Below are 12,354 nucleotides of genomic sequence, written 5' to 3'. Positions count from 1 at the left end.
CGGTACCGCCGCCCCGGCGGGTGCGGACCCGCCGGCCCTTCGGACAGCCCGTTAGCATCTGCGTGTCGGACACCCTCTACTGTTCCGGGATCATGTCGGTGGATGAATCTGTGCTCACGACTTCGGACGACGCGAACGGCTCCGCCAGCCCGTCCCGCGTTCCCGTCCGGTCCCGCCTCGCGGCCTGGCTGCCGCTGGCCGCCGCGGTGCTCGGCCTGCTCTCGTTCCTGCTCGTGCGCGGGAGCCTCACCGACGACGGGTACATCACCCTGTCCTACGCGAAGAACCTCGCGCTGCACGGAGAATGGGCGCTCGTCCCCGGCTCGGTCGCGAACTCGGCCACCTCGCCGCTCGACGTCCTGCTGCTCGGGTTCCTGACCTTCGTCACGCGGATCAGCGGCTCCGCGCACCCGGTGCTGGCGCTCGGCGCGCTGACCGTGCTGAACAGCGCCGCGATCGGCTGGGCGTGGGCGCGGCTGACCCGCCGCTTCGGCCTTTCGCCGTGGGTCGGCGTGCTCGGCCTGCTGCTGGTCATCGCCAACCCGTTCCTGCTGTCGGCCACCGGCCTCGAGGTGCTGCTGGTCCCGGCCGTCCTGCTGTGGCTCGTCGTGGCCGCGCTGGAGAAGCGGCCGGTGCTGTTCGGCGCGGTCGCCGCGCTGACCGTGCTGACCCGGCTCGACCTCGTCGTGTTCGTCCTCGTCATCGCCTTCTCCACGGCCGCGATCCGGAAGAAGTTCTGGACCGCGGTCGCGACGGCGGTCGTCGTGTCCGCGCCGTGGTTCCTCACGAGCTGGTTCGCGCTCGGCTCGTTCATCCCCGACACGCTGGTGATCAAGCAGGACCAGGAAGGCCTCTTCGGCGCCTGGGGCTATTTCAGCGGCCCGATGATGTACTTCCTGTACCTGCCGTTCACCGTGATGGTCGCGTTCGCCTCGGCGCTGGTCGGCGTGACCGTGCTGCTGGGCTGGCTCGCGCTGCGCTTCGCCCGCCGCTGGGACGACTTCCCGCGGCTGGCCCCGGTCGTCGGGCTCGGCGCGGGCGGCGTCGTCTACTACATCGTCTACTCGACCCTCGGCGTCGGCCCGTACCACTGGTATTACGTGACCCCGATCGTCAGCACGGCGTCGTTCGCGGTCCTGATGATCGGCGTCTGGCACGCCGAGACGCGGAAGCGGCCGAAGCTGAACCGCGTCCCGCCGCTCGTCGCGCTCGGCCTCGGCGGCGCGGTCGCGCTCGCCAACGTGGGCGTGGACCTCGCGCAGGGCGTGCCGTGGCCGTCGCCGGTCATCTTCGGCAACTGGGCCAGCTCGACCGACTACGCCCGCGTCGGCCGGGAACTCGGCGCGCGGCTGCAGGGCAAGTCGGTGGCCGGGCCGGGCGAGATCGGCACCCTGGCGTACTACTGCGACTGCCAGATCCTCGACGTCTTCTCCGACCGCAGCCAGGTCACCATGATCGTGAACAAGCGGCTCGCCGAGGACGGCTTCTTCAGCAAGACGATCCTGCGGATCAACTACCACTGGTTCAAGCGCCTGCCGCTGCGCAAGCCGGACTACCGGCTGCTGTACGACAAGGGCCCGGGCCATGGTCCGGACCAGTGGACGGTCTACTCCGCAGCCAAGGGCGTCGGGCATTTCACCCTCGTGCCGTTCGACCGCTGACGCGCCGGGCGGTTTCCGGATACGGTCGGTGCCATGGCTAAGGGCGAGGCCGTCGAGCTCGAGGTGGGGGACCGGACGGTCCGGGTGTCCAACCCGGACCGGGTCTACTTCCCGGCGCGCGGCGAGACGAAGCTCGATCTCGTCCGCTACTACCTCGCGGTGGGCGACGGGATCGTGCGCGCGCTGCGGGAACGGCCGTGCATGCTGCACCGGTTCCCGTCCGGGGTGACCGGCGAGAAGGTGCACCAGAAGCGGGTGCCGAACGGCGCGCCGCCGTGGCTGGAGACAGTGCGGGTGCAGTTCCCGCGCTATCACCGGCATGCCGACGAGCTGTGCGTGACCGAGCTGGCGCACGTCGCGTGGGCGGTGCAGATGTCCACTGTGGAGTTCCACCCGTGGAACTCGCGCCGGGCGGACACCGAACGGCCGGACGAATGGCGGATCGACCTCGACCCGATGCCGGAATGCGGGTTCGGCACGGTCCGCCGGGTCGCGCGCGTGGCCGAGGAAATCCTCGCCGAGCTGGGCATCCGCGGCTGGCCGAAGACGTCCGGCGGGAGCGGGATGCACATCTACGTCCGGATCGAACCGCGCTGGGGGTTCGCCGACGTCCGCCGGGCCGCGCTGGCGTTCGCGCGCGAGGTCGAGCGGCGGGCCCCGGACGAGGTGACCACGACCTGGTGGCGCAAGGACCGCGACCCGAAGAAGCTCTTCGTGGACTACAACCAGAACGCCCGCGACCACACGATCGCGAGCGCCTATTCGGTGCGCGGCGTGCCCGAGGCGCTGGTGTCCACGCCGATCCGCTGGGACGAGGTCGACGACGTCGACCCGCACGACTGCACGATCGCGACGGTCCCCGCGCGGTTCGCCGAACTCGGCGACCTGCACGCGGGCATCGACGACGTGGCTTACTCGCTCGAGCCGCTGCTGGAGTGGGCCGACCGGGACGGGTTGGAGGCAGAGGACTCCTGAGCGAAGTCAATCGGGCGCCTGGCGTCATGGGGGAACCTTCCGTTCGTCTCCCCGGGGACGGAGCGGAGGAGAGCACGATGGACAGTGCCGGTCAGAACGATCCGCTTGCCGTGCTCTACCGGCTGCATCAGCAGCTGCGCGTGCTGTCGCCGGTGCTGACCGTCGCGCCCGGACGGCCGGAAACCAAGGCGATGCTCGACGGTCTCGAGGAGACCGTGTCCGAGGCCGCCGGCCTGCTCGCGACCGCGGAACCGGCCGCGCTGGCCGCGTTGCGGCAGGGGTTCGAGCACGCCCGGGTGGGCCGGGGCAACGAGGCGAATTCGGAACTGATCACCGCGTACGGACGGCTGTCGGTGCTGCTGCGGAAAGACACGCCGCGCCGGGACGCCGCGAACGAGCCCACGGTGCGGTGGCGTTCGAAGTTCTGACCCGTTGGAAGTTTCGCCCCGCGCCGCGCGAGGCATGCCAGGATGGCGGGCGGAAGCCGGCTGAGCCCGGGCGGTGCGGCAGCGGGAGGACCACGTGGCGGAGCAGATCCTCGTCACCGGCGGAAGCGGACAACTGGGCCGGGTCGTCGTGGAACGGCTCCGGGCCGCGGAAGCTCCGGTGCGGGCGCTGAGCCGGCGGCGGCGGTCCGGCGAGGGTGTCCAGTGGACGGCCGGTGACCTGCGCACGGGACGGGGCATCGACGTCGCGGTCGCCGGTGTGGGCACTGTGCTCCACTGCGCGACGGACTACCGGCGCGAGGTCGAGACGGTCCGCACGCTCGTCGAGGCCGCGCGGTGGAGCGGGCAGACGCCGCATCTGGTGTACGTCTCGATCGTCGGAGCGGACCGGATCCCGCTCGGGTACTACCGGGCGAAACTGGCCGCCGAGGAGCTGATCGCGGATTCCGGGATGCCGCACACGATCCTGCGGGCGACGCAGTTCCACTCGCTGGTGCGGACGATCCTCGCCGGCGCCGCTCGGCTGCCGGTGGTGCCGGTGCCGAAGTTCCGGTTCCAGCCGGTCGACGTGCGCGATGTCGCGGCGCGGCTCGTCGAGCTGGCGCAGGGCGAACCGCAGGGCCGGGTCCCGGACTTCGGCGGGCCGGAAGTACGGACGACCGCGGATCTCGCGCGGGCCCTGCTCGCCGCGTCCGGGAAGGACAAACGGCTCGTTTCGGTGCCGGCGCCGGGGAAGATCGCCCGGGGTTACGCGGCGGGCGCGAACCTGGCGCCGGAGCACGCCGACGGCGTGGTCACCTTCGAGCAGTATCTGGCGGAGCAGGGCAAGCCGACCGCGCTGCGCTACCGCTAGACGGAGGCCCGGCGGCGGACGGTGCGCTCCAGGATGCCGAGGGTGGCCTTGAGGGCGGACTCGGGGACGACCGGGAAGGTCAGCCGCGCCTTCCACTCGTCGCTGAGTTCGGACCAGTCGTAGTAGGACGTGACGCGGGTGCCGCCCTCGGCGGGCTCCAGCCGGTAGCCGTAGACGTGGCGGACCGGCGGGCGGAAGCTGCCTTCGACGGTCCAGGCGATTTCCTCGTCCGGGACCAGTTTCGTGATGACGACCTCGACGTCGTACTTGCCCAGCGGCCGGTCGCCGAGCGCTTCCCGGTCCATGTGGACCGTGAACCGGTCGCCGGCCTGGGTGACCGGCTCGCCCTCGGCGTCCATGAGCATTCCGGAGGCGTCGATGTCGACGTGGCCCTGCGGGTCGGAAAGCACCGCGAAGACGGCGCCGGCCGGGGCGGGGATGAAGCGGGAAACTTCGAGACGTTCGTTCATATCATCGACCATAGCAGAAATAATCGATGATCCGCGTCAGCTCTGGACGAAGAAGTGCCAGCCGACCCACCACCAGGCCAGCACGAGCGCGATCCGGGTCGACCGTTTGCGCATCAGCGCGGAAAGCACGCTGGTCAGCGGCGGGATCTTCTTCGGGAACAGGTGGCTGCCCAGCCACAGCAGGAGCGCGGCGGCCACGATCGCGCCGAAGCCGATTTCGGTGATCAGCCTGCTGCTCACGCTGTTCTCCTCGCGTCGGCGGCCGCGCGGAGCATCGCGAGCCCGGCGGCGACCCAGACGCCGAGCGCGAGAGCCTGCACGACGCGGTTGTCGAGCATCGGGTCGACGAGGTCGCTCATCGTCGGATGCGTCAGCGAGAGCCCGCCCGCGGCTTGTTCGTAGACGAAGGAGACGAGTTCCCAGAGGCACCAGGAGATCGCCAGCGCGACCCAGAGCCAGCCGCGCCGCGGGGCCGGGTGCGCCGGGAGCGAGGGGTCCCGCCATTCCACGACCAGCGCGCCGACGCCGATCGCGGTGACAGTCAAGAACATCGGCACGGTTTGGCGGCCGAACACCAGCGCTACGAGGGCGACGGCGGCGATCAGGGAGGTGCCGGGCAGGCGGGCGGCGGGGAGGAGGTCGTCCGCGGGAGCGGGGTGGCGTTCGGTGAAGAGCAGCAGGACGGCGGCGGCGAAGAAGATCACGCCGTCGGCGGGGGCGCCGCGGATCCAGTGGGCGAGGGAGGCGATGAGGAGCGCGGCGATCGGGAGGTCGACGGCCGGTCGGGACGCCGGGAAGTCCGTCGCGTGCCGTTCGGGTGTTGCCATGCGACGCACCCCATTCCGTACTCGTCCTGCTTGGAGGACAACACGAAAGGGGGCGATTGGCTTCCCGGACGGGCGATCTTTTCGCTCGGTCAGCCCCTTCGGGCTTCCGCGGAGCGGACGGGAGGTTCGGCGGGGACGCCGTGCAGCACCGTCGCGAGGATTTCCGTCCCGCGCACGACGCGGGGGCCGGGGCGGTTGAAGTACGACGGGCCGTCTAGGAGCCAGACCCGGTCGTTGCGCACCGCGGGCAGGTCGGCCCAGCCGGGCAGCGAGGTGAGGACGTCGAGTTCCCTTTCCGTCCGGTCCGGGGAGAAACCGCACGGGAGGACGAGCAGGATGTCCGGGCGCGCTGCGGCCACGGCGTCCCACGTCATCGGTTTCGTGTGTTCGCCCGGTTCCGCCAGCAGCGGGGTGCCGCCCGCGGCGGAGATCTGTTCGGGCACCCAGTGTCCGGCTGGCCAAAGCGGGTCGAGCCATTCCAGCGCGACCACTCGCGGCCGGGGGAGGCCGGCGACTCGGCGGCGGACCGCGGCGAGCCGGGACCGGAGTTCGGCGACTCGGGCGGCGGCGAAGTCCGGGACTTCCAGGACGTCGCCGAGGGTGACCAGGCAGTCGAGGACCTCGTCCAGGGTGCGCGGTTCCAGGCTGAGCACCCGAGGTCCGGCGTCGAGCATCCGCACCGCCGCCGCGACGCGGGTGTAGGACACCGCGCAGACCTCGCACAGGTCTTGCGTGAGCACCAGGTCGGGCGCGAGGGCCGCCAGCTGGCCGACGTCGACTGAATAGAGCGACGAACCCTGGTGGGACGAGCCGACGGCAGTGGAGATTTCGCGGCTGGTCAGGATGTCGGAGTCGAGGTCCGCGGCCGTCACGACCGGCACCGACGCGATTTCGTCCGGCCAGTCGCATTCGTGGGTGCGGCCGACGAGGTCGCTCGCCTTGCCGAGGATGGCGACGAGGTCGGTGGCGGCGGGCAGCAGGGAGACGATCCGCATCTCCCCACGGTAGGTCAGGCTGCCTCGTGCAGCGCCTGCAGCAGCGACGACGCTCGATGGTCGACGTCCTCGGCCTGGAGTTCGTTCGTCACGAAGGAGAACGACAGACCCCGGCTCGGCCACGCGCCGTGGCGGCCGCCGCCGGCGCCGGAGTGGCCGAAGGCGGCGGGGTCGGCTTCGGCGGGGCCGTAGGTGCCGATCGGATCCGCCAGCTCGAAGCCCAGGCCGAAGCGCAGCGGGCGGTCGTTGATCGCGTCGATGCCTTCGGACCACGTGCGGGTCGCCTGGGCGAGGACGTCGTCCGGCACGAGTTTGCCTGCGCGCAGCAGGTCGTAGAGGCGGGCCATCGCGGTCGCGGTGCCGACGGCGCCGCCCGCGGCCAGCGTTGCGCCGCGGTACTCGGGCGAGTTCATCGAGTCGCCCGAATCGAGCAGGCCGCGGTACATCCGTTCGACGATCCGGCGGCGTTCCTCGTCCTGGAGGAACGTGCTGATCCGGTATCCGGGCGCGCGCCGCAGGAACGCGACCGGGACGGTCGGCGGGGTGCCGAGCCGCAGGTCGAGGCCGTGCGGCTCGGCGAGCAGATCCCGGATCAGGGCGCCCAGGTCCGCTCCGGTCACGCGCCGGGCCAGTTCGGTGGCGAGGTAGCCGTAGGTGAGCGCGTGGTACGCGACCTTCGTCCCGGGAGTCCACAATGGACGTTGGACGGCGAGGGCCGTGGCGTTCGCCGCGTTGTCCAGCATCGGCAGGTCCGGCTCGACGTAGGGCAGGCCGACGGTGTGCGAGAGGACCTGCGAGACCGGCACGTCCTCCTTGCCCGCGGCGGCGAACTCCGGCCAGTAGCGGGCGACGCGTTCGGCCGGGTCGAGTTTTCCCTGCGCGGTCAGCATCGCCAGCACGGTCGCGACCACGCCCTTGGTTCCGCTGAACAAGACGGCACGGGTGTCCTCGGTCCACGGCACGCCGTCCGCTGCCGAACCGCCCCACAGTTCCACTACCGGGGCGCCGTCGCGGAACACGCTGAACGCGGCCCCGCCGGTGGTCGCCGCAACGATGTCACCGAACGCGTCCCGCACGCTCTCGTAACCGGGCGTTACCGCACCGTGGACAGTCATCCGGCTCCTCACAGCCTCGGTGTCGTAGCGAGAAGTTCGCTGGTGTACTCGTGCGACGGGGAGTTCAGCACCGCCTCGACGGTGCCTTCCTCGACGATCTCGCCGCCGCGCAGGACCGCGATCCGGTCCGCCACCTCCGGGGCGAGTGCGATGTTGTGCGTCACGAACAGCATCGCCATGCCGAGTTCCCGGCGCAGTTCGCCGAGCAGTTCCACGATGGTGGCCTGCACGGAGACGTCCAGGGCGGAGGTGACCTCGTCGCACACCAGGACATCCGGAGTGGTGACGAGTGCGCGGGCGATCGCGGCTCGTTGCCGTTCGCCGCCGCTGAGCTGGTCCGGCAATCGGTTCGCGAGGTCTTGGCGCAGGCGGACCCGGTCCAGGGTCTCGGCGACGCGCTTGCGCCGCTCGGCGCGGGAGAGGGAAGTCAAGCGCACCAACGGAACCTCGATCGACTGCGCGATCGTTTTGCGTGGGTTCAGCGACGAGAACGGGCTCTGGAAGACGTACTGGATTCGGCGCAGCTCGTCGGTGCTGCGCTGCCGGGCCGCTGGAGCGAGCGGGGTGCCTTCGAGCGCGACGGTGCCGGTGAAACTGCGGTTCAGGCCCGCGATGCACTGCGACAGCGTCGTTTTCCCGGAACCGGACTCGCCGAGCAGCATCACGCTTTCCCCGCGCGTCACGGCCAGATCGATGCCGCGCAACACTTTCTGCTGCCCGTAGGACACCTTGATGTCGCGCGCAGCCAGCACCGCGTCGTCCGGCGGGGGAGCTGCGGCGGGCTCCGCGCCGAGGTCGGGCACCGCAGCGAGGAGTCGCTTCGTGTACGCGTGCTTCGGCCGCCGCAGCACCTCGTCAGCCTCGCCGCATTCGACCAGATCTCCCTGGTACATCACGGCGACCCGGTCCGCGAGCTGAGCCACCACGGCGAGGTCGTGCGTGATGTAGAGCGCCGCGACGCCGTGCTCGGACGTCAGCTGCCGCACCGTTTCCAGCACCAGTGCCTGGGTTTTCACGTCGAGGCCGGTGGTCGGCTCGTCCAGCACCACGACGCTCGGGCGGCAAGCGAAAGCCATCGCGATCCCGACCCGCTGCTGCTGCCCGCCGGACAGCTGATGCGGGTATCGCCGCTGGTATGCCTCGTTGGACGGCAAGCCCACTTCGGCGAGGACCTCGGCCACCCGCTCGTCGACCGATCCGGAGTAGCCGTGCGTTTCCAGCACCTCAGCGATCTGCCGACCGATCCGCAACGCGGGGTTGAGCGACAGCGCCGGGTCCTGCGGGATGTACGCGACCGCGCTTCCCCGAAGCTGGCGGCGCGCGGCGTCGTCGAGCGTCAGGACGTCGACCGGTTCGCCGTCGCGCGGGTGCAGCAGCACCTGGCCGCCTCCGGACACGAGCCCCCGCCGGAAATGGCCGAGCGCGGCCAATCCGGCGGTCGTCTTGCCGGAACCGGATTCGCCGACGAGCGCGAGCACTTCGCCGGGCGCGATCTCGTAGGACACCGAATGCAGCACCGGACGGCCCGCCGTCGTGCGCACGGCCAGCCCGGTCACCTCCAGCGCAGCAGTCATGCGCGCACCTCCCGGGTCCGCCCGGCCGCGGCCGAGGCGAGCGAATCGGCCACGAGGTTCGTGCCGACGGCCAGCACCGCGATCGCCGCCACCGGGAGCAGCACGCCCCACGGCTGCACGACGAGCGCGATCCGGTTCTCGTTGATCATCAGGCCCCAGTCCGCCGCCGGCGGCTGGATGCCGAGCCCGAGGAACGACAGCGAGGCGATGTAGCCGATCGAATAGGTCAGCCGCAGCCCCAGTTCCACCATCAGCGGACCGGTGATGTTCGGCAGGATCTCGCGCAGCAGGATCCGGCTGCGCGGCACGGCGTACATCTCGGCGGCGCGGATGTAGTCGTGGTTGCGCACCGATATCGTGGCCTGCCGGGCGACCCGCGCGGTCCGCGGCGCGTGCGTCAGCCCGATGACGAGCACCAGCAGCCAGCCCTTCGGGCCGATCACCGCGATCGCCAGCAACGCGATGACCAGCTGCGGGAACGACAGCAGGACGTCGTTGCCGCGCATCAGCAGACCGTCGAGCCAGCCGCCGCCGTACCCGGCGATCATGCCGAGCAGCGCGCCGAGCACGATGCCGAGCGCGGTGGCGAGCACCGCGTACAGCAGCAGCGTGGTGCCGCCCGCCAAGAACCGCGTGAGGACGTCGCGGCCGAGCCCGTCGGTGCCCATCAGCCCGTCCGGTTTGAACGGCTTTCCGGCGAAGTCCGTCGTGGTGTGCCCGGTGAGCACCGGCCCGAGCCACGGGCCGAGCAGCGCCACGAGAATCACGACTCCGGCCAGTACGGCGCCGACCTTGGCCTGCGGGAACGCCCAGGCGGTGCGGATCAGCCCGGCCGCGCGCGGCGGCGTCTCCGGGACGGCGGGCACCACCTGTTCCTCTTCGACCGCGGTCATCGCACTGCCTCCGTCCGGAGCTTGGGATCGGCGAGAATGCCGATCACGTCGGCCAGCAGGTTCACCACGATGTAGACCGCGGCGATCAGCAGCGTCACCGCCTGGACGACGGCGACGTCGCGTTTGCCGACCGCGTCGATGAGCGACTGGCCGATGCCCGGGTAACGGAACAGGAATTCGACCACCACGACGCCGCCGGCCAGCCACGCGAGCTGGATCGCGACGACCTGCGCGACCGGGCCGACCGCGTGCGGCAAGGCGTGCCGCAGCAGGATCGTCCGCTCGCGCATGCCCTTGAGCCGAGCCATTTCCACGTATCCGGAGTCGAGGACTTCGCTCATCGTCGCGCGCATCATCCGCGTGATGTACGGCGTCACGACGAGCACGAGCGTGAGCACCGGCAGGACGAGCTGGCTCGGTTGCGCCCAGACCGCCTCGCCCGGCGGCGTGAGTGTGACCGACGGCAGGACGCGGAACACCGTCGTCGCGAAGAGGACGATGAGCGCCACGCCGATCACGAACTCCGGCAGCGCGGCGATTACCAGACTGACGCCGGAGACGACCTGGTCGCTGGCGCGGCCGCGGCGCATCGCGGTCCACGTGCCGAGCGCGAGCCCGAGCGGGGTGGCGATCACCGCGGCGAGCACGAGCAGCACGAGCGAGGCCGACACCCGGTCCGCCAGCAGCGTCGTGACCGGGCCCTGGGTCGAGGTCGAGGTGCCGAGGTCGCCGGTGAACAGGCCGCCCAGCCACGAGAGGTAGCGCTGCCAGACCGGTTCGTCGAGGTGCAGCTGGTGCTGCAGCGCGGCGATCCGCTCCGGAGTCGCCTGCTGGCCGAGGATGGCCCGGGCCGGGTCGCCCGGCAGCAGCAGCGTCGCGACGAACACCAGCAGCGTGACCAGCCACAGCACCACGAGGCTCACGAGCAGCCGTTTGAGGATCAGCCGGGTCATGCCGCGCCTCCTTCCGCCGTGCCGAGCCAGACCTGCCGGAACTGGTAGCCCGACAGCGAGATCCCGGTCCGGTCCGGGACGAATCCGGCCACATAGGACTGGTAGGCGTCGACCTGGTCGACGAACCCCCAGACGATCAGCCCGCCTCGTTCGTACTCGATCTGCTGCGCCCGGTGCAGCAGCTCCGTGCGCGCTTTCGGGTCCACTGTGGCGCTCGCCCGCGTGACGAGATCGGTGAATTCCGGGTCGTTCCAATGGGTTTCGTTGTACGGCGCTTTCGGCAGCGCTCCGGCGGCGACCTGCGGCAGGTAGTTGCGCGTGTACCAGAAGTCCTGCGCGAAATCCCAGGACAGGTAGTTCTCGCCGTAGAACGTGGTGGTGTCGAGCTTCCGGATCCGCACGTTCACGCCGGCCGCCTTGGCCTGCTGCTGGAACACCTGCGCGGCCTCGACCGCGCCGGCCTGGATCGGCGCGGTGACCAGTTCGATGTCGAGATTCGGCTTGCCCGCTTCGGCGAGCAGCCGTTTGGCTTCGGCGATGTTCTGCTTCCGCTGCGGCAATTGCCGGTTGTACGCCGGGTCGAAGGGCGCGTAGAGGTCATTGCCGACCCGGCCCTGGCCGCTGAGCACCTGGTTGATCATCTGCTCGCGGTCGACCACCAGGCGCAGGGCCTGCCGCACCCGGACGTCGTCGAACGGCGGCCGGTCGACCCGCATGGTGAACGGCAGCCAGGTCCCGGTTTCCGACCGCAGCACCCGGATGCGCGGATCGCTGCGGAGCACGTCCACGAGCGCGACCGGGACCTGGTCGATCGCGTCCACTTGGGACGAAAGCAGGGCGTTGATCCGGGCGTCGTCGTCGGCGAAGTTGATGAGCGACAACCGGTCCAGGTACGGCTCGCCCGGACGCCAGTAGTGCTCGTTGCGGACGAAGGTGCTCTGCAGCCCGGCGGTGAACGTTTCGGCTTTGAACGGTCCGGTGCCGATCGGCCGCTTGACGTCGAAATCGTGCGGGACGATGCCGAGGCTGTACTGCCCGAGCAGGTCGTCGAAGCCGGAATTCGGGGAGGCGAGCCGGAATTCGACGGTCCGGTCGCCGGTCGCGACGACCTCGCCGAGCATGGTCAGCCCGGCCGCGCCGCTCTTCGGGTTCTTCGGGTCGGTGATCCGGCGGAAGGTCGCGACGACGTCGGCCGGGGTCACCGGGCGGCCGTCGTGGAATTTGACGCCCGGCCGCAGCACGGCGGTCCAGGTGCGCGCGTCCGGCGAGGACCTCAGAGATTCGGCCACCAGCATCTGGAGCCGGTAGTCGTGATCGCGCAGCAGCAGCGGTTCGTAGAGGTTGAGCACCCGGGCGATGTCCGGGTTCGTGGCGGGGACGTGCGGGTCGAGCGTGTCCGACGCGCCTCCGCCGGTGACTCCGACGCGGAGGGTGCCGCCTCGTTTGGGCGGCCCGGAGGGCACGGCCGCGGCGACGGTGGAGCCGCAGGCGGCCAGCAGGGGAGCGGCACCGGCGAGCGCGGCGCCGGCGAGCGCGGTCGTGAGGAATCGGCGGCGGGATACGTGGGTCGGTTTACATCGGGCTTCCATGGG

The 12,354-nt window shown here is 70.8% G+C and carries 13 protein-coding genes; 4 read left to right on the top strand and 9 right to left on the bottom strand.

Going from position 1 to position 12,354, the window contains the following annotated elements:
• Window positions 1-92 precede the first annotated feature (92 nt).
• The 4 genes from CU254_RS19775 (at window position 93) to CU254_RS19760 (ending at window position 3,935) form a co-directional block, all read left to right on the top strand.
• A complete protein-coding gene (locus tag CU254_RS19775; protein WP_037717532.1) occupies window positions 93-1,661 on the top strand; it encodes a hypothetical protein in 1,569 nt (522 codons plus the stop codon).
• A 33-nt stretch (window positions 1,662-1,694) separates the two neighbouring features.
• Window positions 1,695-2,636 (top strand): non-homologous end-joining DNA ligase, encoded by a 942-nt coding sequence (ligD, locus tag CU254_RS19770; RefSeq protein ID WP_009078729.1) that lies wholly within the window; start codon window positions 1,695-1,697, stop codon window positions 2,634-2,636.
• 77 nt (window positions 2,637-2,713) lie between these two features.
• Window positions 2,714-3,064 (top strand): hypothetical protein, encoded by a 351-nt coding sequence (locus tag CU254_RS19765; protein WP_199785936.1) that lies wholly within the window; start codon window positions 2,714-2,716, stop codon window positions 3,062-3,064.
• A 94-nt stretch (window positions 3,065-3,158) separates the two neighbouring features.
• Window positions 3,159-3,935 (top strand): SDR family oxidoreductase, encoded by a 777-nt coding sequence (locus tag CU254_RS19760; RefSeq protein WP_009078726.1) that lies wholly within the window; start codon window positions 3,159-3,161, stop codon window positions 3,933-3,935.
• Here CU254_RS19760 and CU254_RS19755 read toward each other — a convergent pair.
• The 9 genes from CU254_RS19755 to CU254_RS19715 all read right to left on the bottom strand — a co-directional run bounded on the left by CU254_RS19755 (window position 3,932) and on the right by CU254_RS19715 (window position 12,351).
• Entirely contained in the window at window positions 3,932-4,405 is a 474-nt protein-coding gene (locus CU254_RS19755; protein ID WP_009078724.1) for an SRPBCC family protein, read from the bottom strand. The two genes, CU254_RS19760 and CU254_RS19755, sit on opposite strands and share 4 nt — an antisense overlap.
• A 36-nt stretch (window positions 4,406-4,441) precedes the next feature.
• Entirely contained in the window at window positions 4,442-4,645 is a 204-nt protein-coding gene (locus tag CU254_RS19750; RefSeq protein WP_009078722.1) for a DUF6186 family protein, read from the bottom strand.
• Complete coding sequence (locus CU254_RS19745) at window positions 4,642-5,232, bottom strand: hypothetical protein (protein ID WP_009078721.1); 591 nt, start codon at window positions 5,230-5,232, stop codon at window positions 4,642-4,644. The genes CU254_RS19750 and CU254_RS19745 overlap by 4 nt, the downstream gene beginning before the upstream one ends.
• A gap of 89 nt (window positions 5,233-5,321) precedes the next feature.
• Window positions 5,322-6,227, bottom strand: coding sequence for a cobalamin-binding protein (locus tag CU254_RS19740; RefSeq protein ID WP_009078719.1), 906 nt, complete (start codon window positions 6,225-6,227; stop codon window positions 5,322-5,324).
• Window positions 6,228-6,241: 14 nt separating this feature from the next.
• Entirely contained in the window at window positions 6,242-7,342 is a 1,101-nt protein-coding gene (locus CU254_RS19735; RefSeq protein ID WP_009078717.1) for a serine hydrolase domain-containing protein, read from the bottom strand.
• An 8-nt stretch (window positions 7,343-7,350) separates the two neighbouring features.
• Window positions 7,351-8,916 (bottom strand): ABC transporter ATP-binding protein, encoded by a 1,566-nt coding sequence (locus CU254_RS19730; RefSeq protein WP_009078715.1) that lies wholly within the window; start codon window positions 8,914-8,916, stop codon window positions 7,351-7,353.
• Window positions 8,913-9,809: an ABC transporter permease gene (locus CU254_RS19725; protein ID WP_009078714.1), complete on the bottom strand. Its 897-nt coding sequence runs from the start codon at window positions 9,807-9,809 to the stop codon at window positions 8,913-8,915. Before CU254_RS19725 ends, CU254_RS19730 begins: the two co-directional genes overlap by 4 nt.
• Window positions 9,806-10,762 (bottom strand): ABC transporter permease, encoded by a 957-nt coding sequence (locus tag CU254_RS19720; protein WP_009078713.1) that lies wholly within the window; start codon window positions 10,760-10,762, stop codon window positions 9,806-9,808. Before CU254_RS19720 ends, CU254_RS19725 begins: the two co-directional genes overlap by 4 nt.
• The gene (locus tag CU254_RS19715) at window positions 10,759-12,351 is read right to left on the bottom strand and encodes an ABC transporter substrate-binding protein (protein WP_009078711.1); all 1,593 of its coding nucleotides are present in this window, start codon (window positions 12,349-12,351) and stop codon (window positions 10,759-10,761) included. The genes CU254_RS19720 and CU254_RS19715 overlap by 4 nt, the downstream gene beginning before the upstream one ends.
• Window positions 12,352-12,354: the final 3 nt, after the last annotated feature.

The sequence above is a fragment of the Amycolatopsis sp. AA4 genome, from assembly GCF_002796545.1.
Lineage (GTDB): Bacteria > Actinomycetota > Actinomycetes > Mycobacteriales > Pseudonocardiaceae > Amycolatopsis.
This window is presented reverse-complemented; position numbering and strand designations above follow the sequence as displayed.

What these genes read in the sequence shown, in the direction of transcription:
- CU254_RS19720 (WP_009078713.1), bottom strand. Translation starts at nt 10,762, where the DNA reads ATGACCCGGCTGATCCTCAAACGGCTGCTCGTGAGCCTCGTGGTGCTG.
- CU254_RS19755 (WP_009078724.1), bottom strand. Translation starts at nt 4,405, where the DNA reads ATGAACGAACGTCTCGAAGTTTCCCGCTTCATCCCCGCCCCGGCCGGC.
- CU254_RS19715 (WP_009078711.1), bottom strand. Translation starts at nt 12,351, where the DNA reads ATGGAAGCCCGATGTAAACCGACCCACGTATCCCGCCGCCGATTCCTC.
- CU254_RS19740 (WP_009078719.1), bottom strand. Translation starts at nt 6,227, where the DNA reads ATGCGGATCGTCTCCCTGCTGCCCGCCGCCACCGACCTCGTCGCCATC.
- CU254_RS19775 (WP_037717532.1), top strand. Translation starts at nt 93, where the DNA reads ATGTCGGTGGATGAATCTGTGCTCACGACTTCGGACGACGCGAACGGC.
- CU254_RS19745 (WP_009078721.1), bottom strand. Translation starts at nt 5,232, where the DNA reads ATGGCAACACCCGAACGGCACGCGACGGACTTCCCGGCGTCCCGACCG.
- CU254_RS19725 (WP_009078714.1), bottom strand. Translation starts at nt 9,809, where the DNA reads ATGACCGCGGTCGAAGAGGAACAGGTGGTGCCCGCCGTCCCGGAGACG.
- CU254_RS19730 (WP_009078715.1), bottom strand. Translation starts at nt 8,916, where the DNA reads ATGACTGCTGCGCTGGAGGTGACCGGGCTGGCCGTGCGCACGACGGCG.
- CU254_RS19765 (WP_199785936.1), top strand. Translation starts at nt 2,714, where the DNA reads ATGGACAGTGCCGGTCAGAACGATCCGCTTGCCGTGCTCTACCGGCTG.
- CU254_RS19735 (WP_009078717.1), bottom strand. Translation starts at nt 7,342, where the DNA reads ATGACTGTCCACGGTGCGGTAACGCCCGGTTACGAGAGCGTGCGGGAC.
- ligD (WP_009078729.1), top strand. Translation starts at nt 1,695, where the DNA reads ATGGCTAAGGGCGAGGCCGTCGAGCTCGAGGTGGGGGACCGGACGGTC.